Below are 25,045 nucleotides of genomic sequence, written 5' to 3'. Positions count from 1 at the left end.
GGCTATATTTGAACTGGTAAAAAATGCATATGATGCGGATGCAACACGGGTTGATGTAACTCTTGATATGGAAGCCAGTGACCCGAAAATAATTGTAAGAGATTTTGATGGTTGTGGGATGAGCCGGGACACTATCATTGAAAAGTGGATGGAGATCGGAACAGACAGCAAGAGAAAGTACAACAGAAAGAGAAGCCCAAAATATCACCGAATGCCATTGGGTGAAAAAGGAGTTGGTAGGCTGGCTGTTCACAAGCTAGGCACTGAATTAACAATAAATACCCGGGCGGAAGGACATCCTGAATGCAAAATACAAATCGACTGGTCCTCCCTTATTAATGAGTCGAATTATATTGAAGACACTAAGGTGGGGATTGAGGAGTTAAAGAGGCCAGAAATATTTCAGGATGGGGAAACAGGAACCAGGATTGAAATAAATAACCTCAACAATCAAATCTGGGCAAGAGGGGATATACGCCGTTTAAAACGCCTCCTGACCAGTTTGGTATCACCGTTCAGTGAGGTGTCAGAATTTTCAGTGAATCTATCTGTTCCTGGCAGAGAAAAAGATATAGAGGATGTTCTGGACGCTGAGGATGTATTGAGCAGGGCGATCTGGCAATATGACTTTCTTGTTGATGAGGATGCCAAGTTTTCCTACTCCTACTCATTCAGCCCTCCTTCTCTTTTCAAGGAGCTTTTGACAGACTCCAAGAATGCCGATGATGAGAGGCTTGAGCTGATTCCTCCGGATAAATCGGAAAAGGCATCGCGAAAGAATGGAGTGAAGGATAACCTCCTGCTTGCAAAACCCGATATGGAAGGTATAGGCCCGATCTCTGGAACATTCTATTTCTACCTGAGAGACAGGAAAATTCTTAATGCCCAGGGCGCATACCAGGATGTTAAAAAGTACCTGGATGAACAGACAGGTGTGCGTGTTTACCGGGATGGAATTCGTGTTTTTAACTATGGCGAGGTTGGGGACGACTGGCTTGATCTGAATACGACACGTATAAACACTCCAGGAAAAAAAATAGCCAACAATATGGTTATAGCTAGTCTGCATATGGATCTGGAGCAGAGTTCTGACCTGAAGGAAAAAACCAACAGAGAAGGGTTTGATGAGAATTCAACCTACAAAAGATTCCGGTGGATTATCCTCAGTGCTCTGGACAAGTTTTATCAGCTTCATTTCGATCACCGGGAGTCAGTAAGAAAATATATCGATGGTGAGACTAAAGCGGCTAAACAAGACCCAGACGCAAGATTCACAGAAAATATCGAGTCCATCCGAAGTAGCCTCAAAAAACACGGCCTTGAGAAGGAAATTGGCGGGAAGGTCAATCAGATTGAGTCCGACTACAAACAGATGAGGGATGTTACGCTTTCTTCAGGCATTGCTGGCATAAACTTGGCTGTAATTTTTCATGAGGTTGAAAGGGGAGTGGATGAACTGAATGCTGCAATAAAAAGAAGCGACCCCCATACAGCACTGCTCAACAGATCGGATCATTTGTCAAAACTTCTCGAAGGATTCACACCTCTTCTTCGCAGGAACGAACAGAAAACCTTTAGTATAAAGGCACTGGCAAAGAGAGTAATTGATCTGTCGGAGCATCGTTTTCTGCATCATAAAATCACCGTATCCTGCCCCCTTCTCGTCGATGAGTCACCTGATTTCAAGGTTAAAGGCCCTTTTGGCCTTTTGCAGGCGGCTCTGACGAACCTTGTTGATAACGCGATCCACTGGACCAAACTGAAAGCGGAAAAGGAGGGAGAAGAATACAGCCCGGCAATGCGTCTGCTTACACTGACAGACTGGTTCAAAGAGGGTCCGGCATTGGTTGTTGCAGATAATGGTCCAGGATTTGATATCCCGCCCGACCAAGCAGTTCTGCCATTCAAGACGACACGCTCAGCTGGAATGGGGCTCGGCCTATATTATGCTGATAAGGTAATGGAAACCATTGGTGGACGGTTGATTGTCACCACCTGCGATGAACTGGATTTACCGAATGCATATTCTGGTGCTGCGATTGTTATGGTATTTAAAGGGGTGAAAGAATGATTTCTGGTTTGCCTAGTGTTGTGGTTATAGATGATAACAATAATGAGTTGGACAATATAAAGAATGCTTTTTTTGACGCTGGAATACCCTGCTTGCCGATCCAATATGTCAACGATGATCCGAATAATGAGAGCGGTATAGATCACGTGGATATTTCGGAGTGGGTATCCCCGAGGATCATAGTGACAGACTTGAACCTAACGGAAGTACAAAACGCAAAAGCAGTTAATTTAGTAGGTCCGTTAGCTAAAATGCTTCAAAAACTAACTCTAACGGGCCCTTACCTGTTATGCATCTGGTCAAAGCTTGAAAAGGATGTTGCCGAAGTAATGCAGCTGCTGGAGGAGCGGCATCGCGATAACATGACACTTCCTTTGCAGGTATCTGTCATCTCAAAAACAGAGTTTCTTGCAGAGCGGGGGAAGCTTAGAGAGAAGTTAAAAAATTTGATTGTAGAAAATTCGTTATTTGACATTCTCTTTAATTGGGAAGTGCGGATATCCGAGGCGGGAAGAAATGCTGTTACCATGTTGTACTCATTGGCCCAGGGCAACAATGAAAGCATGTCCATTGAGAATAGGGCAGATGAACTGCGGAAAATCCTGGCTGCAATAGGCAACGAGGCTATTGGTCTGAAGAACGCAGAAAAGAATCCAGCATTGGCAATGGAAGCAGGACTCATTCCTATTCTTGAGGATCAGGTCAGGTCCATGTCCAGTGCTGAGTTCGATAGCAAATGGGCTGGCGCAATTCCTGAGATAGGAAAAAAGCAGCATATTGATAATGCGGCAAAGTCAAAGCTGAATGCTTTCTACCATATTGAAGAGGTGCCGGAGAGTTTCCCAAAAGACAGTAGAGGCGTTTTCATATGCCTAAATAGCCAATACTTGGAAACAAAAGAAAACGTAGAAAAATTTGAGAAAAGGATTGGCCGTTCAATCGAATGTTTAGTTCATGAAGAATTTCTCAGCCGAAAAGGGAAGGCAGACGGACGCGCTTTGACTGAAAGGGCGAGGAATGAGACTATCCTCGGCTTTCTAGAGATTTCTGCAGCATGTGATTATGCTCAAAGGAAAATTAAGTTCCCCAGGTATATTCTGGGTGCATTGATCCCAGCTGAATTTGAAGAATTATCTTCTTTTACAACAAGCCAAGGAGTCAAGAAAGACAGAGCTCATGACGGGGTGTACCGGCTTCCACAAATTGATGTTAACGGAAAAGCCTACATCGTGAAATTCAGTTTTAAATATCAGCTAGGAGCTCAGCCGGATGACAATCAGTGGTTCGGAGTTAGTTTGTTTCGGGTGAGGGATCAGATCCTATCTGCCATAACATTTAACTGCTCTCAGTATGCATCAAGACCTGGCGTAATAGGTTTTCTATAGAGGCGAACACTTATGACAGATGTGCTAACCGAGGAACAACGTTCTTACTGTATGTCGCGGATCAATGGTAAGAACACCAAGCCTGAGTTAGCTCTCAGCAAACCTTTGTGGGGCTTGGGCTACAGATATAAAGTCAGAAACCGGTTGCCAGGAAAGCCTGACTTGGTTTTTCCATCATCGAGAACAGTGATTTTTGTTGACGGTTGTTTCTGGCATAAATGCCCAGATCATTTTGTGGAACCTAAAACGCGGACTCAATTCTGGTTAGATAAAATTAATAGTAACGTCGCCAGAGATCGACGAAATAATGAATCTCTAAGAGCGGATGGGTGGCAGGTTTTCCGAATTTGGGAGCATGAAATTAAACAGTCTCTAGCAAATGCAATTGACCGTGTGGTGTGTGTGCTGGAAATGAAAGGAAGCAGTCTTTACTTTTAAAGTTGTTTAGCTATTTAGTAGTTTGACTCGGAATAACTAATGCGATTTTTATTGTGCTATCTATATTCACGTCCGAGATAACCCTTGCTATATGTTGATTTTAATTATGGTGAGCGCAAGATGCGAGCTAGGGGCTAGTGATAAAAGTGCCAATTTATCGCCCGTAATTTTATTCACAAAAAGTAATGAGGGCAGAGGATTATCTGATTATTAACTGTTTAATGAGTTACGGCCAAATCGGTTTCAGCTAGATACATTCAGGAAGCAAGGCCTATTTGATTATCTTCGATTAAAGTAATTTTTTTGAAGATCGTTTCCATGACTGGAGAGCAAACACCGTTGCCACAAAGTTTAACCTTGTCCCGTCGGCTGCCGTGAGAGAGGAGATGTTTAGAGCCTGCACCCATAGCTTTCAGTAGCTCTGGTGGTTGTAACATACGCAGATATGGAATGTCATTCTCCCACGTAACCAAGCCAAATCGGTCGATGGTAGTTACTGTGCGAAGTGGTGCATCAAGTGATTGCCAGCCTCCCGCGTAATCTGACCCGTAGTAAACGATAATAAAATCTTTTCCTCTTCCCAGGGCTTCAATAGCCCTCTCTGCTCTATCGATCGTTGCTTGTGCTCTCTTTTCCCTATAAAGAGGACGGCTTTTGTAAACACCAGACCAGTCAATAATTGACCGAGCAGAACTAATACTTTTAGGCCGTAACGCGACTAGATCTTCCTGAGTAATAACAGACCCTTGCAGGTCGCAAACTAAAAACATACGTTTGCGTGCCTGCGGAACTCCAAAATCTGCTGAATTAAGGAGCAAGTCATTTACGGTATAGCCATATGACTCAATAGCGCTAACCAGCTCTTGATGCCGCCCCCACTTTTTCATCCTGTTCACATTTTCCACAATCAGCCAGCGTGGCTTCATTGTTTCGATCCAGGGAATTATGCCAATAGCTGTTTCTTTGCTTAGCTCACAACCTGGCTTGGCTCCCCGAGCGATCGAGTGAGAAGTGCACTCGGGTGAAGTTAATAGCACATCAGGCTTGTATTTTTTTGCCAGCTCAATTGGATCTAAGTCTTCGATAGGCGAGCAGACGACTTCTGCAGAAGGAAAATTGCTCTTATATGTGGATGCGGCAAGCTGCCAAGCATCAACTGCAAGAATTGGAGTAGCTCCTGCCTTGACCGCTCCCCTGGCACCAAAGCCACCACCACAAAATAGATCCACGAACTTGAGCATACAGCCTTCTTCAATTGAGACGTTTTTGAACGATGAGGCATGTTACCAGGTTTAAATTTGTCCTGCCTATTTTGTCGTGGATATATTTCGGATAGTCCTACTAACCACTCCCCGACACAATCAGCATCGTCGCCAAAATTGAAAGCACTATTCCCACCATACTCACACCGCTAAGCCTTTCCCCGCGCATCAGCGAACCAAACACGGCAGGCATCAGTGGGTACATCGAAACAATCGCGATGCTGATGATGGCAATATGGACTTCCCGCGAAAGTGCATACAGTGTTAGCCCTAGTGCACTGATGCCGCCCGCTGCAGTTGAAAATAGTGGAAAGCGCTTTAGTGCTGGGTGTGCGTGTTGATAAAGGGCAGACAGCATACGGCGCCGCTGAGCATGCAGAGTGCGATGCCATAAAAAGCGCTATGCTCAGGCACTTGGCCAAGGAAGTTGAGCTGCAAGGCAAACCCTAAGCCCGCGCCTACACCATATAGCAGACCGCTCTGATGCCGTACCCATTCGCGTTTTGCTCGGCTTACCAGCGATGGTTGCGACGTTTGCCCAAGTCATATCATGGGTCTGAGTCAGTTATCTGTATCCATGCACTGCTGCCCTTTGGGCGGTAAAGCGGAGAGGGGCGGCGCTGACTTTCGTGTCTTTACCGTGCGGTTTAAAAGTACTGCAGTTATTCTATGGTCAGAACTATGAGGTCGCGATGACACGCCAGTTGGCCATAGCTGCGTGTTTGGCAAGGCTGCTGCCAGTTCCCACTACGACCGGATAGCCGACGACTCCAAGCATATGCAGATCAGAAATATCATCACCGAAAGCGTAGCAATGTTGTGGAGATGTGTCTTTTTGTTGAAGGAAGTTCTGAATTGCTAATGCCTTGCCTATACCAATAGTTTGAGGGGATATAATATTCCCTGTATATAGTCCGTCCTCACCGATTTCAAGCATAGTTGCAAGAATATGGGGTGCTTTGAGGGAGTGCGCTATTGGTTCGAGAATGGCATGGAAAGAACCCGAAATGAAAACTGGAGTGATTCCTTCCCCTTGTAGTCGCTGAAGTTCTTCTATCACTGGTGCAATAAAGAGGTCAGCAGGATGTTCCAGGCGTTCCATTGCCCAATCCGCACCGGCTAGGTTAAGCATTTGTGGGTCGACTCCTGTGAAATAACGGTAATAATAGCGGTTGAGTTCTTCCCTTGTACGGCCCTCAAAAAGCATGCGTGAAAATTCAGTCTCGAAATCATCGTGCATATCAGGGCGAAGCAAAACTTTGTAACACCAGTAGTGATAGAACTCAAACATGCTTTTAATTTTGATTAGAGTTTCATCGACATCGAAAAAAGCAAATCGAATTTCAGTGTTCATTCTTTCTTCTCCTCGACATAAGTTTTCCGGCGGCTTTGAGTCTGAAAAGTTGGATCCGATCCTAATACTCCTGCATCAGCCCATCGGGACGGCTCTACTTCGGTCAGGTAGGCACTTATCTTATCGAGTGGAACACCAGTGACACGGTGCATAGCAGCAGTGACCTCTTCGAGAAGAGCCTGGGCTTTTTCCTGGTCTGCTATCTTAAATGTAGAAATGTGAATAACAGGCATAGCGTCTTCTCTCCAAATCAGGCTTGAGTGATAAGCTCATCGAACATTGGCTTGCGAAACTTGAGTTGGGCATGGATGTCCCCGCCCAGTCCATAGCGACCAATTGCCCCTCCATGACTCATCTGATAGCTCATCCACAGGACGACCACATTAACGATTCGATTCGCTCCAGCAATATTTGGCGATGGGAACGGGTTCGGCAAAATAACGTCATACTGCGCAGATCCCTGATGATCGGTTACAAATACATTGGGCACACCTAGAGGCCCAGGGCGTGTTGGCCCAGCGGGGTCTAGATCATGCTGACGCAAGCTCATAATGGTATACAGTGAGAACGGTATTAGTCCCTCTAGCAGGAAAGTAAAGCGTCCCGCGCGTCCGTTATCTACTATTTTTACGGTGAGCTCACCACGGGCACGCATCCAATCTTCGAGGGTCACAGGTTGCTGTAATTGTCGGCCATGTTCTGGCTTCAGGTCGGGAATGGGTACTTTATGCAAAGCATAGCTCGGTCGGCTTTCCGAATTTGCGTCTGGATATTGCTCTGGTGCGAAGAGCATCGGATAGTTGGTGCACGGTAGGGGCAGTGGAAGTGTGTGTAGCACCTTACCTGCAAGGTGCTTGGGTAAATAGTCATCGAAGCTTTCGACAATATCGTAGGGCGCCATCCCGCCGAAAGACGGTATTGCACTATTTTGTGAGACGATCGCGCGGCCCCATTGAGTTTCGCAGCCGCCTGCAGAATTGGGGCGGCTTATAGCGCCGATGACGATGAAGTTCCCGTTTTCGTCCATTACCTCACTGGGTGGATAAAGGGGGCCTTGGGTCGTTAGGCTCAACTGGTAGGTCTGTGTTTGCATATTAACCCTCCCGCGAGTAGATCGGGACATATAGTCCCGACCTACTTCATTCAAAAACTTCATTCCGCGACAGTAATCGAGGAAGGTTGTTGGAACTCACTAAGGAATACCTTGGCAGTGTCTCTCGCCAAAGCAGCCTCACGCTCAGAGATGATCCAGTCAGGGTACACAGTGAATGAGATTGAAGATCTGGTGCGCATATCTCCACCCTGGATGGTATCGATTTCCACATAGAACTTTTTTCGCCGTTCGTTGATGTCTTTCGAAACTATCCGATAATCAATATGCGAGTAGACCGGGAATACGAATCCCTTAAACTCAGTTGTCATGGAGTTAATGACAAAATAAACACTTTCCTCAGTCTCATTTTTGAAGAAGGTTTCAGTCACTGCCAGGAAGGCTTGGCGCGATGCTTCTATCAACACCATGCCCTGAACATGCTGTCCTGTCTGGTGATCCCCCATCAGCTCTGAATTTTCGTCAATGCAGAGATCCATTCTGAAACGGTTCTCGTCCAACTGATGAGGGGTACCTATTAGCGTATTGTGTGGAAATCTCTTGTGAGATAGACAAGGCTGGACTGGGCGAGGACGGAATGCGAGTGCAGTGGCATCCCAACGATGAGGTGTAATGCGTTGAGCATTGATCTTGGTGGTTAGTTCTTCTATGTCGTTATCTGAGAGACCCAGTCCCGGTATCAGCTTTAGTGTTCCCGGAAGAATGTGTTCAGGAATCTCGAGCATAGCGTTGAGTTGACTAACGGTGATGGCCTTCTTGTCGGCGGTAAAGTCTATAAACTTGTCTGAAACAAGAATTAAAGTTTCGCAGGTCATGTGAACCTCCTAGAAGCTTTCCATATCCCATTAGGCTGTCAAGTGGGAATAGCGCCCGATAAGTTTTAGTGAAAAGTCCCTCTGAGCCACCAGTGATATATTGATCACCAGCCTGCTGAACAATTTCGCGATAGCGATCCGAGGCAAAAACCGCGTTGTAGCTTTCCGGATCCGCTGAGAAACCTGAGACAAACATCACACCGGGCTGTCCGCTGATCACTGAGTGATACGCTAGGAAGGCTTGAACCTCGTCTGCATTACGCACTACATCGAAGATCGTCTCTTCGCGCCACTGACGGTATCCATCCATTGCCTCTGGCTTGACCTCGACATGTCTTAATTGAATGTAGGGAGTTGTTGGAAGAAGTGTGTCGATATTTTTGGGTGCTTCAACGAAATCCAGTAGCTCTCGGCGTACGTCCCCGACAAGATACTCTGAGAATTTCTGATCAATCGGCATAGTTGAGGCAGTCAAGGCCGTGAGTTCAAGATTGCCTTCGAGACTCCGAAGCTCTAACACTTCGGACTCGTCAAGTGAGGTAAAAATGCGAGACGCATCATTCTCTTGCAGTTTGTTAGCGAGTGCGTCTGCCTGACCGGATTTTACGAAATACCGAGAAATCAAAAGGGTTTGAGAAGGCATAGGTTTCTCCATGGCGAATCGTTGCAGTTAGATAAAGCTCTCAACGAAAATGGAATGTTTACACTCGCCAATTCCGTCGAGGTGCCATGAAAAGATTGCGACTATTAGAAAGGTCAGTCTTTAACAAATTTTCTTAATTTGTTTTTCAAAAGTGGAAAGTATTGATGGCCAGCATGCTTATGCTGGCTAAATCTATGGAGAGGAGAATGTGGATGGGAAGTAGATATGCCGCTTATCCACTAAGCCGTTCATGATGTCGAGCCACCAGATCTGTGAGAAAGTCAGCAAGTGCTCGGACACGCCGCGATCTTGCAAGGTCTGTTTGGATAACTAGATAGATTGGCTGGTCGACCCCAATGTCTGAGTCGATACAGACCAGCCCCCTGTCGCGTGCAATGAAGTGAGGTAGCACGGCAAGCCCAAGCCCCGCCTTAGTTGCTGCTACCTGTGTAGCAAGTGAAGTCGTGGTCAGTGCTGGCTTGCGCCCGCGTAGGATCCGCTCTACCCATTGAGCGCCAGGAAGATGCGTCTGGATCTCCCCCCAAGTGATGAAGGTATCCGTATCGTAGTCACCTTGATCAGGGTTGGCTTCTCGGCGTGACTCGTAGTCTGGGCTGCAATAAAGGCCGTACCCTAAGGTACCCAGACGGCGCAGAGTGACATTGCCCCTTTCGGGTCGAACCATCCGTACCGCAAGATCGGCATCTCTTCGATGCAAATTAATGGTCGAGATATCAGTCACAACTTCCACTAAAAGCTCTGGATATTCCGCTCGAAATGCTGGGAGTGCTGGCAGTATTAACTCGGTAGCCAGATTTTCGGCTGTGGCTAGTCGCACTTGCCCACTTATCTGCGCTTGAATGTCCGCGCCTGATGAGAAAGCCTGTGCAGCCGCTTCCATTACTTCAGCCTTCTCTACGAGATCGGCGCCATCCTCCGTTAACTGATAGCCCGATTGCTGACGTATAAAAAGAGGAAGTTTCAGAGCAGTTTCAAGTCGCTCGATTCTCCGTGAGAGTGTCGCTATGCCGATGTTGAGTTCCAAAGCAGCCGCACTCAGCGTTCCGCAGCGCGCTACTGCAAGAAATGCCCGAGTATCGTCCCAAACCAGACCTCGGGGCATGCTATTTCCGATAATGGAAACCCTTTTGTCAGTATCTTGCATTTTTTCCATTTTTTGATCCTGTCACGCTGTAACCTCCATGATTAAGGAGGTCGTTATGAAAAAGCGAACGCTTGGAAAAGACTTAACCGTTTCGGCAATTGGTTTGGGCTGCATGGGTATGAGCGAGTTCTATGGGCCTCGAGATGATAGTGAGTCTTTGCGGGTTTTGGAGCGAGCTGTAGAGCTTGGGGTCGACTTTTTTGATACAGCAGATATGTATGGGCCGCATCATAACGAAGAGCTGATTGGAAAGTTCCTATCACGTAGCAAGTCTCAAATTCGAATTGCAACCAAGTTCGGCATCGTGCGCAACCCAGGGGAGTACAAACGTACCCTTGATAATAGTGCTGACTACGCGCGCAAGTCTTGTGAAGCCTCGCTTCGTCGGCTCGGTGTGGAGCAAATTGACCTTTACTATGTTCATCGCATCAATCCTGAAGAACCGCTCGAAGAGACCATTAGTGGGCTGGAGCGACTTGTCCAATCTGGAAAGATTGCTCGTATAGGCTTATGTGAAGTCAGCGCTGAAACTCTGCGTCGTGCTCATGCAGTACATCCTATCACTGCAGTGCAAACTGAGTATTCTCTCTGGTCGCGCGAAGTAGAGAGTGCCGTGTTGCCTACCTGTCGTGATCTAGGTATTGGCTTCGTTCCCTATTCTCCGCTTGGCCGCGGATTCCTAACCGGCCGGTTTCAGAATACCTCTGAACTCGACAGTGATGATGTTCGCGCTAATTTACCTCGTTTTGCAAAGGAAGCGTTTGGATCCAACCGACGAATTGCCGACGTGATTGCTGAACTGGCTGAGCATAAGGGTTGCACTCCTGCCCAGCTCTCGCTGGCTTGGCTATTGGCACAAGGGCAAGAGATCGTGCCGATACCCGGCACTAAGCAACTGCAATATCTCGAAGAGAATGTCGTTGCAGCAAGCATCAAACTCAGTGTGGACGAGCAGAGGCAACTTGAACAGGCCACGGCATCGTTGCCTGTGGTAGGTGAACGCTACACCTCAGAAGGCATGAAAGGAGTGAACGTATGAGTAACTCGGCTTCTTATCGACGTACCCAGGCGTTAGCTCTTCTTGAGAGGCTTGAGCCCGGTGCGCCTGAACGCGTTGCGCAAAATCTTGATGAGTTTCACGGCGACGCAACTGAGATACTACTGGGTTTTGCTTTTACCGATGTAGTGGATCGTGAAGAGATCTCGCTACATACGCGCGAAATGCTCACTATCTCTATGCTCGCAGCAATGGGTACGGCTCCGGGGCAGCTCGAGTTTCACATGCGAGCCGCATTGAATACTGGGGTAACTCGTGAAGAGATTGTCGAAATCGTTCTGCAGGTGGCGGTCTATGCGGGTATCCCAGCGTCAATGAATGCTATTACAGCGGCGAAATCCGCTTTCACGTCCGTCTAATTTTTTGAACAGAGAAAAGGAGGTTGGCATGTCTGCTCAAAAAACAACTTGGCAAGACTGGGTGGCTGTAACGGCTCTTGGCGTAGGTAGCTTCACTATTGTTACCACGGAGCTGGCACCGATCGGTTTGCTCTCTAATATCGGTAGTTCTCTCGGAACGTCTACTTCGCAGACGGGCCTGATTGTTACCCTCTATGCATGGATAGCTGTTGCAGCGGCGCTTTTTTCTGCTGTCGTTCTTTCCCGCATGCCGCGGCGTCAACTTTTAGTTGGCTTGATGTTAATCCTTGCTCTGTCCAGTGGAGTTGCCGCCATGGCTGAAACATTCCCTGCGCTCATGGGCGCACGAGTGATTGGTGCGTTAGCGCATGGTGCCTTCTGGGCAATGATCGGTACTATCGGTGCTCAGATTGTGCCTCCCCATCGCGTAGGACTTGCCACATCCATCATCTTCGGAGGCGTATCGGCTGCCAGCGTACTGGGTGTGCCGCTAGCAAATTTGATGGGCTCTATCAGCGGTTGGCGTGCAGCCTTTACTGCTGTTGCGGTATTGTCATTTGGTGTCGCAGTCGTGTGTTTCGCCACGCTGCCTAAGTTGCCAGGAAGCGAAGGTTTCGGTGCCGCTGCCATGGGACGTGTGCTGTCTAACCAGCGTTTCATGTGTATCTTTGCCGCCACCACGCTTGTAGTTACCTCTCATTTCATGGCATTCACTTACATCGAACCCTACCTTGTTGGGCAAAGCGATATCAAGCCATCAGTGATTGCGTATTTACTCCTGGCGTTTGGTGGTGCTGGATTGGCAGCCAATGTAGTGACCGCTAACTTGATTGACCGCTGGCTCAAATCGGTTCTGATGGTTGCCCTTTGCTTAGCTTCGGCAGCTCTGTGGCTGTTGTCGATGTTATCGGATGTTATGGGTCTGTGGGGCAAGGTATTAATGCTTATTCTTTGGGGTGGGGGCATCGGAGCTGTTTTGGTGGGATTCCAGACTTGGATTCTTAAGGAAGCTGGTGATGACGCTCTACCGGCCTCTGCAATTTATGTCGCCATTTTTAATGCGGCGATAGGTCTTGGTGCGGTGCTTGGCGCTATCGTGCTGTCGACATCTGGGCTTAATGAGATCTATCTATTCGCCGCTGTTGCGACAGCGCTGGGTACCGCTACTATCGCATTAATGTCTGGCCCAGCGGTTGCAAACTCTCCAGCAGAATAGTTAAAAACTAACTTAGCGAAGCGGTGGGCCTGTTTTAGTGGCCTGCTGCTTTTTCTATCTACTTTGCTCATTAGTAACGCCAACTTATAGCCCGGTTCATGGGAGTGACAGGCGGCTTAACTCCTAAAAGGTTGAGCACTTCCCCTCGGGTATGAGTCAAAAACTTGCCCCATCTACGTTTTCCACAGTGAGTCTTATAAATACTAAAATGACTGGAAAACATGTAAGGCCAACCAAGACGCTCGTCTTCAGATGCCTAGCCACTCTCCGCCACAATCACCACCATCGCCAAAATTGAAAGCGCTATCCCCACCATACTCGCACCGCTAATCCTTTCCCTACGCACCAGCGAGCCAAACACGACCGGTATCAGTGGGTACATCGACACAATCACGCTGCTGATGATGGCAAGCTGGTCTTCCCGCGATAATGCATACAGCGTTAGCCCTCATGCACTGATGCCGCCCGCTGCGGTTGCCAGCAGTGGAAAGCACTTTCGCGCTGGGTGTGCGTGTTGATAAAAGGGCAGACAGCATACGGAGCCGCTGAACATAGAGAGTGCGATGCCGTAAAAAGCCGCGTGGTCGGGTACTGGCCAAGGAAGTGGAGCTGCAGGGAGCAACTTTATTCATCCTGCCTGGCTAATTAGCCTATGAGCCAAATATAAATCACAATCGGCTCGTAGTATGAGCTGAATAACTACCGAGGGTTTCTCAGTAGTTTTATCAGAAGATAGGCGTCAGATACGCGGCTGACGCAACACCATCAAACCGGCCATTAAGATCATGCCCATACCTAACCAGGTCAAGCCATCAGGTACTTCGCTGAATAGCAGGTAACCCCAAACACTGGCAAAAATTAGGTAGGCGTAATCGAAGGTGCCAATCAACGCTGAAGGGGCAATTTGGTAAGCCCTTGCCACACCTGTATTAACGATAATCAGCAGTAGCGCGTATACGCCTATGATCGTTAGTGCTGAGGCGTCTAGTGGTTGCCAGTTAGCAAACAGAAAGGGCGCAGTTTCAGCAAGCTGCCCCGTTTTACTGGCGGCCACTAGCACACTGAAAAATGCTCCCGCTGCAAGAAACGCTAGATTCAGCCCCAAGGTCAGAATTAATGGATGCTCTCTTTGGCAGTGATGGCGAGTGACCAGCATCGCGAGGGCATAGAAGATGGCGGCAAGCACAGGCAGCAGGGTGGCCGGTGTGAAGGTGTCATCGCCAGGCCGCAAGACTACCAAAACGCCCAGAAAACCGCAGAGGATGCCTAACCACGCCAAGCGTGAGAGATGCTCGCCTGCCCCCAATGCGGCCAGTAAGGCTATAAACAGTGGCGTTGTATAAATGGCGGCGGCTGCCACTGAAAGTGGAATCAACGGTAGAGCGGCGTAATAGGCTATCCACATGAGCAGCAGAAGCAGGCTTCTGATTGCTACCCAGCGCAGAGATTTTACTTTGGGCTGTGTTCCGGGATGGCCATTGATCAAACCAACCAGTATCGGCAGCGACATTAATGACGCGATGACATAGAGTTGCCATAAAGACATATTGGTACTCAGATACTTAACCAATGCGTCGGCCAGTGCTAGCAGGAAGACGGCCCCCATGATAAGTATGATGCCCTGGAGAATATTGTCTTGTGGCTTGGGAGCAGGCTTCATTAGAGCGATCCAGTGATGAATTCTGTTCTAGGTTGCCCTTGTTGCTGTCCGTGCTTCAAACGACTTCTGCGTCACGATGTATGAGCTCAGATTATGGATAAATTCACCAAGTCTCTTCCGCTTCCACCGCTGGCGACGCTGCGCCCCTTTGAGGCTGCCGCCAGACTCGAAAGCTTTTCGCGCGCGGCCGATGAGCTCCACCTGACCCAGGCGGCGATCAGCCGACAGATTCGTGCGCTGGAAGAAGACCTTGGCGTGATGCTTTTTGAACGCCGTAACCGCGGTGTGTTTCTTACCCGAGAGGGGCGCGAGTTTGGTCGAACGGTATCGCAAGCGCTGGAAAGTATTGCCACTGACGCTCAGGAGCTGCGTGGTGATCCCGACGATAAGCGCGTCGTGCTGTTCTGCCAGTTATGCGAAGCGTTTTACTGGTTAATGCCGCAGCTGGCTGACTTTAACCGGCGCTACCCTGAGATTGAGATTCAGTTGGCCACTTCAACACGGCCAATTACCGAATTTAGTGGCAGCTTCGACATTGCGCTGCAAACCAACGGCAGGCCCAGCGGCAGCCACCGCATGGTGTTTACCGCCGAGGATGAGATATTTCCGGTCTGCAGCCCGGCCTATCTGAATGGGGTCTCAACGCCGCTGAGCCTCGATAGTTTGCTTAGCCATCGCTTACTGCACCACCACGCGGAGCCGGCAGATTGGCTGGAGTGGGATGGCTGGTTTCGTGCCATGGGGCACTTTGAATTCTCATCTGTGGAGAGTGCTGTTTTCGATAGTTATCCGCTGCTACTGCAAGCGGCTGTCGCGGGGCACGGCATCGCCTTGGGGTGGCGGCGCACAACGCAACGCTTAATTGAAAATGGCGAACTTATCCGCCCAGTGGCAGCGAGCTTGTCCCAGCATGATGCCATCGCCCTATACACACGGGAGGGTGCGTCCCAACGCGCAGGCAGCGAAGCGTTGCTTGGTTGGCTGCGTGAGATGCTGAGTGGTAAGTGACACTAGGCTTTGCACGAAACTTACAAGCAGCCTATCAGGTAATGGTTGCACCAGCCGGTATGCGCACCGTCTCCACCTTTGTTTTTGGGCAATTTGAGCAGGGGGCTCCTGGGGTGGGTATGGCAATGAGCGCAGTGGCAATATTAACCATCACAGCGTTGCTGGTGGCCTTGACCGCCTTTAGCCGAAAACGGTTGCCGATAGCAGGTTAGTTGTATCATTTGATCTTTATAATATCTCGCAGAGTGGCAGACGATAACTCGAATGCACATGCAGCAACCGGACAATGTACGATAAGACTTGGCTCCTTGCGGAGAGCACTCCTGACGTTATGAATGTCTTATCTTGCCAGTTAGCGTATCGATGAGAGCGCGCAAGGCTGATGAAATATGGCGGTGACCCGAGTAGTAAAGGCACAATCCCGGAGACGCCGGGCACCAGTCTTCCAGGGCTCGTTCGAGGCGACCGTCGTGCAGTGCTTCTGCCGCAAGATGGTCGGGCACGAAAGCAATGCCGATTCCATCAATTGCAGCCTCCACCATCAACGGCTGATCGCTCAACGTCAGGGGCCCTGTAGTATTGATCCTTTCGACGATTCCCTGCCGTTCAAACTCCCAACGGTAGATCGCGCCACTTTCAAAGCGAAAGCGGATGCAGTCGTGACTATAGAGATCCTGCGGCACGATTGGGCGTTTTCGCCGTTTGAAGTAGTCTGGAGAAGCAACTGCCGCGAACCTCACCTGTCCCATGACGGGTACCGCCACCATGTCTTTTGGTACCGCTTCTGCCAGTCGAATACCGACATCAAAGCCGTCTGCCACGATGTCGCTGAGTTTGCCATCACTGACGATGTCGAGATGTACCTGAGGATGCTTACGCAGAAAGCTCGCAAGTACAGGCCTTAGGACTAAGCGAATGGCCCCTTCACTTGCATTGATGCGCACCGTACCGCTTGGAGGCTGGTCACTGCCGTCCAGTTCTAGGATAGCTGCTTCTATCGAGTCCATGGCCGGACGTAGTTTCGCCGCGAGGCGTTCTCCTGCCTCTGTCAAGGAGACGCTGCGAGTCGTTCGATTGAAAAGCCGAACGTTCAACCGTCGCTCGAGAACCTTGATTGAATGGCTGATCGCCGAGGGGGGCATGTTAAGTTCGATGGCCGCGTTACGGAAACTTCGATGGTTCGCGACTGCCAGAAATACGCTGAACGCCGGCAGATCGGTGCCTTTTAATTGGTGAATTACTTTCATCTTATCATCAAGTATTAAACGGATTGTTTTGATTATAAAGGTACCATAAGCTGAATCCGTTAGTGTGAAAAACGACAGCTCACCGTTGAGAACCATCCCGTCAGGCGATCGCTTGAGAACCTTACTGATCGCCAACTTCTTTCGCCGTCGGGATACTTCAACGCACCAAATGTAAAGGTGAAGACGATGAAAATGAAGGCAATCGTGATGACGGGGCCCAATCAGCCCTGGGAAGTTCAAGAAGTTCCCATTCCTGAGGTTGAACCGGGACAAGTTCTGGTGAAAGTTCATGCCTCCGGAATGTGTTACACGGATGTGTGGGCGACTCAAGGTTATGGTGGTGATATCTATCCTCAAACGCCGGGACACGAAGTTGTCGGCGAGATTGTCGAAGTCGGCGCTGGGGTGCGTACTCGCAGGGTAGGAGATCGGGTCGGCACGACCTGGGTGCAGTCTGCGTGTGGACGTTGCCCTTACTGCCGAGAAAGCCGTCCTCTCACCGGGCAGACTGCGATGAATTGCGACGAGCCCCGTACTACGGGATTCGCAGCACAAGGCGGCCATGCGGAGTACATTGTTATTTCGGCCGAAGGGACAGTGTTGTTGCCCGACGGCCTGGGGTATGTAGATGCCGCCCCGATGATGTGTGCGGGGTATACCACCTGGAGCGGTCTGCGTGACGCTGCGCCGCAGCCACGCGAGAAAATCGCTGTTGTGGGCATTGGCGGCTTGGGACACATGGCTTTGCAGTTATCCAAAGCGTGTGGATTTGAGACCATAGCTATTACACATTCACCGGACAAGCGAGAACTGGCCATCCAACTGGGAGCTGACCAAGTCGTTGCCAATGGCAAAGAGCTGCGAGATATTGGCGGTGCGGACATCCTGCTTGTCACCACCAACCATTTCAGTTCGGCGGAAGAAGCGATCAACGGACTAAGAGTGGATGGCCGGGTGGTACTCTGCGGGCTCGACTTTACAAAGCCGTTCTCGATCTCATCCGATGGCGTGCCGTTCCACATGATGCGACAGAAAGTGATCGGTTCAACACATGGGGGACAGCATTACCTCAGTGAGGTGCTTGACCTTGTAGCAAAAGGTAAAGTTAAGCCGATTGTCGAGACTTTCTCGCTCGATCAGGCAACCGAAGCATATGATCGTCTTGTCTCCGGTAAGATGCGATTCCGTGGCGTGTTTACCCCCTCACAGGGTAACTGATAGACGAAGCGGCTCGTGAGGTACTGCAGAAAGCAGAACTTTTAATCAGAAAAACTTCCCGTACCGGTTGTGTCCTTTATTCCCGTAGAAAAGAGTATCCCCGTAGAAAAGAGGCGAAAGTTGTCGCCTCTTATTTAGTCTTGCGAGGCCGCATCATTATGGTGATCGGCCTCGTTTGTCATTTAAGCGATTTCAGCATCCTAATGACGGTACAAAGCGGTTGGAGAAGTTGTCGGGATGCCATGCGTTTGAACGGCGGAGAAATTGCATATTGATCAATCACCTCAGTTGGCAGAAAATTTGGAAAACTGGGCTCAGCAAGAACGTCAGGAAGGCGAAAAGCTGGGTATTGAAGGTAAGCACTGATCGATTGCCTTCTGGCCTAAGAGGCCGCTCTTGAACTTGCTCAACCTTCCCGATCCCGGTCATATCGCTCTACAGCAGGGAAGAGCGGCAACCAATGTTCACGTCGAATGTTCCAAAGCTCATACGTCGGTTTCAGTTGATTGGGTGAATCAAGCGCGCCCAGATGTATTTCGATTTCTTCATCGCTTATCTTCGCAAGATTCATATACTAAAAGTAGGCGGCTCTTCCGGTTTTGCTCTATGCGTTCATGTCGCGTTTTTAACCAGATGCGTTCTTTAATAACGTTCTATTTTGTGAACTTTGAGTGCACATATAGAAGAAAGGCTAAAGAAATAGCGTTAAAGCATGCGAATGACCCTATGTGAGCCGAATACGAATCTTATTCAGCTCATTATCTGAGCCGAAAGAGCGCCGTAATCGGCTCATTGGTATCTTTTGAGCTTGGATAGGTTATTCGATGAACTCATCTTTATCGGCCGCCAGCGTTAGCGGTTTGTTTGCCTCCAGTTCTTTCATCCTTTGCGTCAGCGCTTGGCTAATGGAGTGATAGGCCGTGCTGCCTAATGCTAGCCTAAACGGGGCAGAGGGTAGGTCGGCGGTGTCGATGAGGCGGTTCACGGTTTTAATCGCATCGCCTTTAATGGCGAAAGCCCCCGACGCCAACGCACGGCGCGTTTCGCCCGCGGGTGTTTCTTCATATACGGGCATGGGGTTCGTACGATCCAGCGCCTCGCCGAATTGGGTGGCCGTGGGGCCGGGTTCGGCAATAATGAAATCGATTCCAAAGGGGGCGACTTCCTGAGCGACCGACTCAATAAACCCTTCGATGCCCCATTTGCTGGCGTGGTAAAGACTGAAACACGGGTAGGCGATTTGGCCGCCTTCCGACGATACCTGCACGATACGCCCACCACCTTGCCCACGCAGGTGGGGTAGCACCGCCCGAATCAATTGAATCGAACCGGTGAGGTTGGTCGCGATCTGTCGTTCAATCTGTTCGTCCGTGGCTTCTTCGGCGGCGCCAAACACGCCATAGCCCGCGTTGCTGACCACCACATCAATTCGACCGAAGGCGGCAAAGGCGTGCGCTACGCCCTGTCTCATTGCCTGCGTATCGGTCACGTCGAAGTTCACCACGTAAAGGCGCTCTCCGTGCTGAGCCTGCAGGTCATCCAGGGCTCCGGGACGGCGTAGGGTGGCCACCACGCGGTCGCCCCGTTCTAGCAGGTGTTCGGTGAGCAGGCGGCCAAGGCCGGTCGAAGTGCCTGTGATTAGCCAGGTTTTAGCCATTTGTTATCTCCCGTGAAGTGATTGAGCGTTGCGAGAGATAGGTTAGGCCAGTAATACTGTTAATTGAATACTCAATAATTGAGACAAGTTAGTGAGGGATGTTCACCAATGAATAAGCCGACGTTAGCCGACCTCAAGGCGTTTAAAGCGGTGGCCGAACATCGTAGCTTTCGCCAAGCGGCGGACTTGATGGGCGTCAGCCGGTCGTCTCTGAGCCATACTTTGCGAACCCTCGAGCGCCGACTTGGCACGCGCCTTTTACACCGCACCACACGCAGTGTCTCGTTGACCGAAAGTGGTGAGCGTTTACTTTTGCGTTTGGGCCCGCTTTTGGGCGAGCTGGATACCCTGTTAGAAGAGGCCTCAAGCCTTGAAGGTAAGATCACGGGTAGATTACGCATTAACGCTAGCGAAGCGGCGATTCGCCTATTGCTGCAGCGTGTCGTGCCCCGCTTCCTAACGCTTTACGAGGGTGTCGAGCTTGATCTGGTGGCGGAAGGGCGGCTGGTCGATATTGTCGAAGAGGGGTTCGATGCTGGGATAAGGCTAAGGGAAGCTGTTCCCAAGGATATGATCGCCGTTCCTGTTAGCGGAGAGTTGCGGTTTCTCGCCGTTGCCTCGCCTGGTTATTTACAGGGCAAACCGATGCTTGAGACGCCCGATCAGCTCGCCCTGCACCAGTGCATCAGGCAGAGGCTGCCCAGTGGCAAACGTTACCGCTGGGAATTCCAGCAGCACGGCCAAGAGGTGTTGGTCGATGTGCCGGGTGCCATGACGCTGGATAGCAGTCAACTGATGGTGGAGGCTGCCGTGGCGGGCTTAGGCATCGCCTATGTGCCGGAACTCTATGCACACGCGTCCCTTCGCGATGAGACGTTAGTGACGGTGCTTGAGGATTGGTGCCCTTACATATCCGGCTTGTACCTTTACTACCCCAATAACCGCCATGTGCCGCCCAGTTTGCGGGCCTTTATTGATTTAATGCGCGAGTGAGGCACCTTTACTTTCGTTAGTTGGTCCACCGCTGCGGCATTTTACGGCATTTGGCTAACAGTCGTTGCTGTAACCACTCGAGTAATGTTTGCTCGGTGCCTTTATGAGCCAAGGGGCTCAGTGTAGCGAGTACACCGTCGATAGCTACCGGCATGCATTCCGCAAGTTCAAACCCTTGCTTCAAGAAATAGCGGGGCTGAAAGCGTAGCGCGCGGGCCAGTGCTTCCAGATGCGAGCGCTCGATGTGGCCGGGGCGATTCTCATTAATTATGAGGATTTATCGTCTTTGACGAGCAGCCACGTTAATATCCTCGCAATTGTCGTGGTACAGCGAGGCGGAGTCCAACGCCAGGCGCTTGGTGGCGCTGTTGTAGTAGAAACGACCGGACTCGGCGCCTGAAAGCTTGTAATCACCGCACACCCCATAGCCCTTGTTGACTCGCTTCAAGTGGGAGATCTCGGCCGGTGCCTGGCTGTCGAGGCGTTCCGATATGATCGCGGCGATTTGAGCATCACGCTTGGCCTCGGAGTAGGCTTGGCTGCCGAATATCAGGCCCGCAACGGCGAAAATGGCGACGACGGGAATCCATAGGTTATGCATAGCGTGTCCAGTCAGAGAATATGAAAGTGCATGATTTCGGCAGGCAAACTATTTAGCAGAATAATAACTTTTGCTCGTTCAACTTCATTCACAAGAGAAGGCTGCTACGAGCAAAGTGTTGTTGATCCAATGCGCATGACTCGCTGGAATTCCTGACAGAGCGCCTGTGCATCCGCGTCACTTAGTGGCACGTAGAATATGCCCCTGACACCCCGCTGATCGTACGGTAGCCGACGAGGACTAAAGAACTACAGCATGTTCCGCCCCGCAGAATGTTGAAAGGCGGTCGGTCGAGAATGCGCGGGCTTGATACCGGATAGCCTCGGATGCGCCCATTGCTGCTAACTATGAATATATCTAAAGATGGCATGAAATAAAGACATTTTTATTCATGTTGTTGCTCCTGTATAAAACTCCTAGCGCTTTTATGACCGAGATTCGGCATGCCCATTACCTGCTACAGGAGGCCAGATGACGATGACTAGCGATATAGCCTTTACCATCAAACGTATCGGCTTCGATGAGAACTATCGGCCATCAGATAGTACTCGCATCACCACCAACTTTGCCAATCTGGCTCGGGGCGAGAGGCGCCGCGAGAACTTGCGTAATACCCTGGACATGATCAATAACCGCTTCAATACGCTGGTGCATTGGGACAACCCGGAAGGGCATCGTTACAGCGTCGAGCTTGATATCGTTTCCGTGAGTATGGCGGTGGGGGCTGACGGCAAGGGCCAGCCGTTTCAAATCATCGAGATACTCAAACCCCGTTTTGTGGATACACAAACGGGTCGACGCATTGAAGGCATCGTGGGTAACAACTTTTCCTCCTACGTGCGCGATTACGATTTCAGCGTGCGGCTAACCGAGCACAACAAGCACCAGTCGAGCTTCAGTATCCCGGACGATTTTGGCGTGCTGCACGGCAACTTGTTTAAAAGCTTCGTAAACTCATCGGTTTACCAAGAACATTTCGACAAGCCCCCGGTCATCTGCTTGAGCGTGTCGGATAACAAGGTTTATCACCGCACCGACAATCGGCATCCCGTACTGGGCGTTGAATACCAGCCGAATGAGTCGTCGCTGACCGAGCAGTATTTCCAGAAGATGGGGCTTCAGGTGCGCTACTTCATGCCGGCCAATAGTGCCGCGCCCCTGGCGTTCTATTTTTCCGGAGATTTGCTCAACGATTACACCAACCTTGAGCTTGCCGGCACCATCAGCACCATGGAGTCTTTTCAGAAGATTTATCGGCCCGAGATCTACAACGCCAATGCGGCGGCGGGCAACGTCTATCAGCCCGATTTGAAGAACCCGGACCACTCGCTGACACAAATCGTTTACGACCGGGAAGAGCGCAGCCAACTGGCCGCCGAGCAGGGGAAGTTTGCCGAAGAGCACTTCATCAAACCCTACCAGGCGATGCTCGAGCAGTGGTCTGCCAATCGCTCACTTTAATGTCACCCAATACGCGGAATGATCACTCATGAGTCAACTATTACCTACTTCAACGGCGGGCAGCCTGCCCAAACCTTCCTGGCTTGCCGAGCCCGAAACCCTCTGGTCGCCCTGGAAGCTCGAAGGCGATACGTTGATTGAAGGTAAGCAGGATGCGCTGCGCGTGTCTCTTCAGGAGCAGCAGCAGGCCGGTATCGATATCGTCAGTGACGGTGAGCAGACTCGCCAGCATTTCGTTACCACCTTCATCGAGCATCTTACCGGCGTTGATTTCGAAAAGCGCAAGACGGTGAGAATTCGCAATCGCTATGATGCGAGCGTGCCGACTGTGGTGGGCGAGGTCAGCCGTCATAAGCCGGTGTTCGTAGATGATGCCAAGTTCCTGCGCAGCCAAACCCGCCAACCCATCAAGTGGGCGCTGCCGGGGCCGATGACCATGATCGACACGCTGTATGACGATCACTATAAAAGTCGCGAGAAGCTGGCCTGGGAATTTGCTAAAGCGCTTAATCAGGAAGCCAGGGAGCTGGAGGCGGCGGGCGTCGATATCATTCAGTTCGATGAGCCTGCGTTCAACGTGTTTTTCGACGAGGTCAACGACTGGGGCATCGCCGCGCTGGAAAGGGCCATCGAAGGGCTCAAGTGCGAGACGGCGGTGCATATCTGCTACGGCTACGGCATCAAGGCCAATACGGATTGGAAAAAGACCTTAGGCTCTGAGTGGCGCCAATACGAAGCAGTCTTTCCCAAACTGCAGCAATCCAATATCGACATTGTTTCATTGGAGTGCCAGAACTCCCACGTGCCCATCGAGCTGATCGAACTTCTTCGCGGCAAGAAGGTGATGCTGGGTGCGATCGATGTCGCCACCAACACCATCGAAACGCCGGAGGAGGTCGCCGCAACGCTTAGAAAGGCGCTTCAGTTCGTCGATGCCGACAAGCTTTATCCTTGCACCAACTGTGGCATGGCACCGCTGTCTCGATCGGTCGCCAGAGGCAAGCTCAGTGCCTTGAGCGCCGGGGCGGAGATCATTCGAAAAGAGCTTTGAACAAGGCCGCTATCAAGCGTTGTGCTCATCAAATCGTTGAACGGCGCCAGCCGTGGGCCATCAGAGGTATAAAGGATGGCGAGGTTCTTGGCGTGGCTGTGGTCTCTGACGAGTAGCCTTGCAGAACTCTTGTACACACGTCAACGTTTGCTTGCAGATTCAGTCACGCTTCGACGAGGACATCAAGCGGTTCCTGCTAGGCCGCATGACGGTTCGCCCGATTTTGATGCCATGGATTGCCCGCAGGCGGCGGGCCTGCCTGCTATGTGCTTTACTATCTGCAACTGTTATTCACGGAGGAAGCATCCATGGCCATAGGCGGCTTGATAGGGTTACTGGACGACATTGCCGCCTTGGCGAAGTTGTCCGCAGCATCACTGGATGATGTGAGTGCCGCCGCCGGGCGTGCGACGGCGAAGGCGGCCGGCGTGGTGGTCGATGATACGGCGGTGACGCCACAATATTTGCAGGGAGTGGCAGCGGAGCGTGAACTGGCGATTGTGAAACAGATCGCGCTTGGGTCGATCCGCAACAAGCTGATTTTTATCCTGCCGGTGGCGCTGCTGCTGAATCACTTTCTGCCCATGCTATTGCCGATCATTCTGATGGTGGGTGGCACTTATTTGGCCTTTGAGGGCGCGGAGAAGGTCTGGCATAAGCTTTCCGGTGACCATGATGACGAAAAGCCTTCGGTGGCAAAGGGCCCGGAAGCCGAGAAAAAGATCGTGAGTGGTGCTGTTCGCACTGACCTGATTTTATCCGCTGAAATCATGGTGATCGCGCTTTCCACCGTTGCCCATCAAGGATTCTGGTCACAGATGGTGAGCCTGATAGTAGTCGCGTTTGTCATCACTATTTTGGTGTATGGCGTGGTGGCGCTGTTGGTCAGGATGGATGATTTCGGCCTGAAGCTCGCCAAGCGGGAGAGTTCGGGCGTGCAGAAGTTGGGCCGTGGCCTGGTGACTGCTATGCCCAAGGTGCTGGCGACTATCGCAGTGGTGGGCACTGTCGCCATGCTCTGGGTGGGTGGGCATATTTTGATGGCTAACCTGGGCGCCGATGGAACGGGTTGGTTCAATGCCCCCTATGATTGGGTACACCATATTGAGCAGGCCATTACTGAGGCAACCGGTGCCTTGGGCGGCATACTGGGCTGGAGCTTCAACACGCTATGCTCTGCGGTGATTGGCTTTTTGGTCGGCTCGGTTGTTGTGGGTTTGCTGCACCTCGTTCCTTCCAAGAAGGCGCATTCAGCATAGGTGCGGGCTAAGCT

The 25,045-nt window shown here is 50.6% G+C and carries 26 protein-coding genes; 13 read left to right on the top strand and 13 right to left on the bottom strand.

The window, feature by feature from the left end; genetic code table 11:
- The 3 genes from ACTH5D_RS07600 to ACTH5D_RS07590 all read left to right on the top strand — a co-directional run.
- Positions 1-2,071 (top strand): ATP-binding protein (locus tag ACTH5D_RS07600; protein ID WP_441669840.1); only part of this gene is annotated, 2,071 nt, incomplete at its 5' end.
- Complete coding sequence (locus tag ACTH5D_RS07595) at positions 2,068-3,456, top strand: hypothetical protein (protein ID WP_441669838.1); 1,389 nt, start codon at positions 2,068-2,070, stop codon at positions 3,454-3,456. The genes ACTH5D_RS07600 and ACTH5D_RS07595, both read left to right, overlap by 4 nt.
- Before the next feature lie 12 nt (positions 3,457-3,468).
- On the top strand, positions 3,469-3,894 hold the full coding sequence (locus tag ACTH5D_RS07590) for a very short patch repair endonuclease (protein ID WP_441669836.1): 426 nt from the start codon (positions 3,469-3,471) through the stop codon (positions 3,892-3,894).
- Positions 3,895-4,151: 257 nt separating this feature from the next.
- Here the strand turns inward: ACTH5D_RS07590 and ACTH5D_RS07585 are convergent, their stop codons facing one another.
- The 8 genes from ACTH5D_RS07585 to ACTH5D_RS07550 form a co-directional block, all read right to left on the bottom strand.
- Positions 4,152-5,135 carry a DNA cytosine methyltransferase gene (locus tag ACTH5D_RS07585; protein WP_441669834.1) on the bottom strand — a complete coding sequence of 328 codons (984 nt, stop codon included), beginning with the start codon at positions 5,133-5,135 and terminating at the stop codon, positions 4,152-4,154.
- A gap of 100 nt (positions 5,136-5,235) precedes the next feature.
- Positions 5,236-5,514 (bottom strand): hypothetical protein, encoded by a 279-nt coding sequence (locus ACTH5D_RS07580; protein WP_441669832.1) that lies wholly within the window; start codon positions 5,512-5,514, stop codon positions 5,236-5,238.
- A 321-nt stretch (positions 5,515-5,835) separates the two neighbouring features.
- Positions 5,836-6,510 (bottom strand): HAD family hydrolase, encoded by a 675-nt coding sequence (locus ACTH5D_RS07575; RefSeq protein ID WP_441669830.1) that lies wholly within the window; start codon positions 6,508-6,510, stop codon positions 5,836-5,838.
- Entirely contained in the window at positions 6,507-6,743 is a 237-nt protein-coding gene (locus tag ACTH5D_RS07570) for a tautomerase family protein (RefSeq protein WP_441669828.1), read from the bottom strand. The genes ACTH5D_RS07575 and ACTH5D_RS07570 overlap by 4 nt, the downstream gene beginning before the upstream one ends.
- Positions 6,744-6,760: 17 nt before the next feature.
- Positions 6,761-7,603, bottom strand: a complete 843-nt coding sequence (locus ACTH5D_RS07565; RefSeq protein ID WP_441669826.1) for a hypothetical protein — start codon at positions 7,601-7,603, stop codon at positions 6,761-6,763.
- A gap of 59 nt (positions 7,604-7,662) precedes the next feature.
- On the bottom strand, positions 7,663-8,436 hold the full coding sequence (locus tag ACTH5D_RS07560; protein ID WP_441669824.1) for an AfsA-related hotdog domain-containing protein: 774 nt from the start codon (positions 8,434-8,436) through the stop codon (positions 7,663-7,665).
- On the bottom strand, positions 8,360-9,079 hold the full coding sequence (locus ACTH5D_RS07555; RefSeq protein ID WP_441669822.1) for a hypothetical protein: 720 nt from the start codon (positions 9,077-9,079) through the stop codon (positions 8,360-8,362). The genes ACTH5D_RS07560 and ACTH5D_RS07555 overlap by 77 nt, the downstream gene beginning before the upstream one ends.
- A 232-nt stretch (positions 9,080-9,311) precedes the next feature.
- The gene (locus ACTH5D_RS07550; protein ID WP_441669820.1) at positions 9,312-10,202 is read right to left on the bottom strand and encodes a LysR family transcriptional regulator; all 891 of its coding nucleotides are present in this window, start codon (positions 10,200-10,202) and stop codon (positions 9,312-9,314) included.
- 97 nt (positions 10,203-10,299) lie between these two features.
- On the opposite strand from ACTH5D_RS07550, the gene ACTH5D_RS07545 reads away from it, so the two are divergent.
- The 3 genes from ACTH5D_RS07545 to ACTH5D_RS07535 are packed head-to-tail and all read left to right on the top strand — an operon-like array spanning position 10,300 to position 12,876.
- Positions 10,300-11,283 carry an aldo/keto reductase gene (locus ACTH5D_RS07545; protein WP_441669818.1) on the top strand — a complete coding sequence of 328 codons (984 nt, stop codon included), beginning with the start codon at positions 10,300-10,302 and terminating at the stop codon, positions 11,281-11,283.
- The gene (locus ACTH5D_RS07540; RefSeq protein WP_441669816.1) at positions 11,280-11,660 is read left to right on the top strand and encodes a carboxymuconolactone decarboxylase family protein; all 381 of its coding nucleotides are present in this window, start codon (positions 11,280-11,282) and stop codon (positions 11,658-11,660) included. The genes ACTH5D_RS07545 and ACTH5D_RS07540 overlap by 4 nt, the downstream gene beginning before the upstream one ends.
- A gap of 28 nt (positions 11,661-11,688) precedes the next feature.
- Positions 11,689-12,876: an MFS transporter gene (locus ACTH5D_RS07535; RefSeq protein ID WP_441669814.1), complete on the top strand. Its 1,188-nt coding sequence runs from the start codon at positions 11,689-11,691 to the stop codon at positions 12,874-12,876.
- A gap of 256 nt (positions 12,877-13,132) precedes the next feature.
- Here the strand turns inward: ACTH5D_RS07535 and ACTH5D_RS07530 are convergent, their stop codons facing one another.
- On the bottom strand, positions 13,133-13,264 hold the full coding sequence (locus ACTH5D_RS07530) for a hypothetical protein (RefSeq protein WP_441669812.1): 132 nt from the start codon (positions 13,262-13,264) through the stop codon (positions 13,133-13,135).
- Positions 13,265-13,615: 351 nt separating this feature from the next.
- Complete coding sequence (locus ACTH5D_RS07525; RefSeq protein ID WP_441669810.1) at positions 13,616-14,536, bottom strand: DMT family transporter; 921 nt, start codon at positions 14,534-14,536, stop codon at positions 13,616-13,618.
- A 93-nt stretch (positions 14,537-14,629) separates the two neighbouring features.
- On the opposite strand from ACTH5D_RS07525, the gene ACTH5D_RS07520 reads away from it, so the two are divergent.
- Positions 14,630-15,544, top strand: a complete 915-nt coding sequence (locus ACTH5D_RS07520) for a LysR substrate-binding domain-containing protein (protein ID WP_441669808.1) — start codon at positions 14,630-14,632, stop codon at positions 15,542-15,544.
- 41 nt (positions 15,545-15,585) lie between these two features.
- Positions 15,586-15,756 carry a hypothetical protein gene (locus tag ACTH5D_RS07515; protein ID WP_441669806.1) on the top strand — a complete coding sequence of 57 codons (171 nt, stop codon included), beginning with the start codon at positions 15,586-15,588 and terminating at the stop codon, positions 15,754-15,756.
- Positions 15,757-15,873: 117 nt separating this feature from the next.
- On the opposite strand, the gene ACTH5D_RS07510 is transcribed toward ACTH5D_RS07515, so the two are convergent.
- Entirely contained in the window at positions 15,874-16,926 is a 1,053-nt protein-coding gene (locus ACTH5D_RS07510) for a LysR family transcriptional regulator (protein ID WP_441669804.1), read from the bottom strand.
- A 51-nt stretch (positions 16,927-16,977) separates the two neighbouring features.
- Here ACTH5D_RS07510 and ACTH5D_RS07505 point away from each other — a divergent pair, with 51 nt between their 5' ends.
- Complete coding sequence (locus tag ACTH5D_RS07505) at positions 16,978-18,009, top strand: alcohol dehydrogenase catalytic domain-containing protein (protein WP_441669802.1); 1,032 nt, start codon at positions 16,978-16,980, stop codon at positions 18,007-18,009.
- Between the two features lie 817 nt (positions 18,010-18,826).
- Here the strand turns inward: ACTH5D_RS07505 and ACTH5D_RS07500 are convergent.
- Positions 18,827-19,666 carry an SDR family oxidoreductase gene (locus ACTH5D_RS07500; protein WP_441669800.1) on the bottom strand — a complete coding sequence of 280 codons (840 nt, stop codon included), beginning with the start codon at positions 19,664-19,666 and terminating at the stop codon, positions 18,827-18,829.
- A gap of 108 nt (positions 19,667-19,774) precedes the next feature.
- On the opposite strand from ACTH5D_RS07500, the gene ACTH5D_RS07495 reads away from it, so the two are divergent.
- Positions 19,775-20,659, top strand: a complete 885-nt coding sequence (locus ACTH5D_RS07495) for a LysR family transcriptional regulator (protein ID WP_441669798.1) — start codon at positions 19,775-19,777, stop codon at positions 20,657-20,659.
- A 277-nt stretch (positions 20,660-20,936) separates the two neighbouring features.
- On the opposite strand, the gene ACTH5D_RS07490 is transcribed toward ACTH5D_RS07495, so the two are convergent.
- Positions 20,937-21,260 carry a hypothetical protein gene (locus ACTH5D_RS07490; RefSeq protein ID WP_441669796.1) on the bottom strand — a complete coding sequence of 108 codons (324 nt, stop codon included), beginning with the start codon at positions 21,258-21,260 and terminating at the stop codon, positions 20,937-20,939.
- 477 nt (positions 21,261-21,737) lie between these two features.
- On the opposite strand from ACTH5D_RS07490, the gene ACTH5D_RS07485 reads away from it, so the two are divergent.
- The 3 genes from ACTH5D_RS07485 to ACTH5D_RS07475 all read left to right on the top strand — a co-directional run bounded on the left by ACTH5D_RS07485 (position 21,738) and on the right by ACTH5D_RS07475 (position 25,031).
- Positions 21,738-22,721 (top strand): DUF1852 domain-containing protein, encoded by a 984-nt coding sequence (locus ACTH5D_RS07485; RefSeq protein ID WP_441669842.1) that lies wholly within the window; start codon positions 21,738-21,740, stop codon positions 22,719-22,721.
- A gap of 28 nt (positions 22,722-22,749) precedes the next feature.
- Positions 22,750-23,772 (top strand): methionine synthase, encoded by a 1,023-nt coding sequence (locus ACTH5D_RS07480; protein WP_441669794.1) that lies wholly within the window; start codon positions 22,750-22,752, stop codon positions 23,770-23,772.
- Between the two features lie 308 nt (positions 23,773-24,080).
- Positions 24,081-25,031 (top strand): DUF808 domain-containing protein, encoded by a 951-nt coding sequence (locus tag ACTH5D_RS07475; RefSeq protein ID WP_441669792.1) that lies wholly within the window; start codon positions 24,081-24,083, stop codon positions 25,029-25,031.
- The last annotated feature ends 14 nt before the right edge of the window (positions 25,032-25,045 follow it).

It is taken from the genome of Halomonas sp. (assembly GCF_052095695.1).
Classification (GTDB): Bacteria; Pseudomonadota; Gammaproteobacteria; order Pseudomonadales; family Halomonadaceae; genus Vreelandella.
Note: the sequence above shows the minus strand (reverse complement) of the source record. Positions and strands in the feature narration are given on the sequence as shown.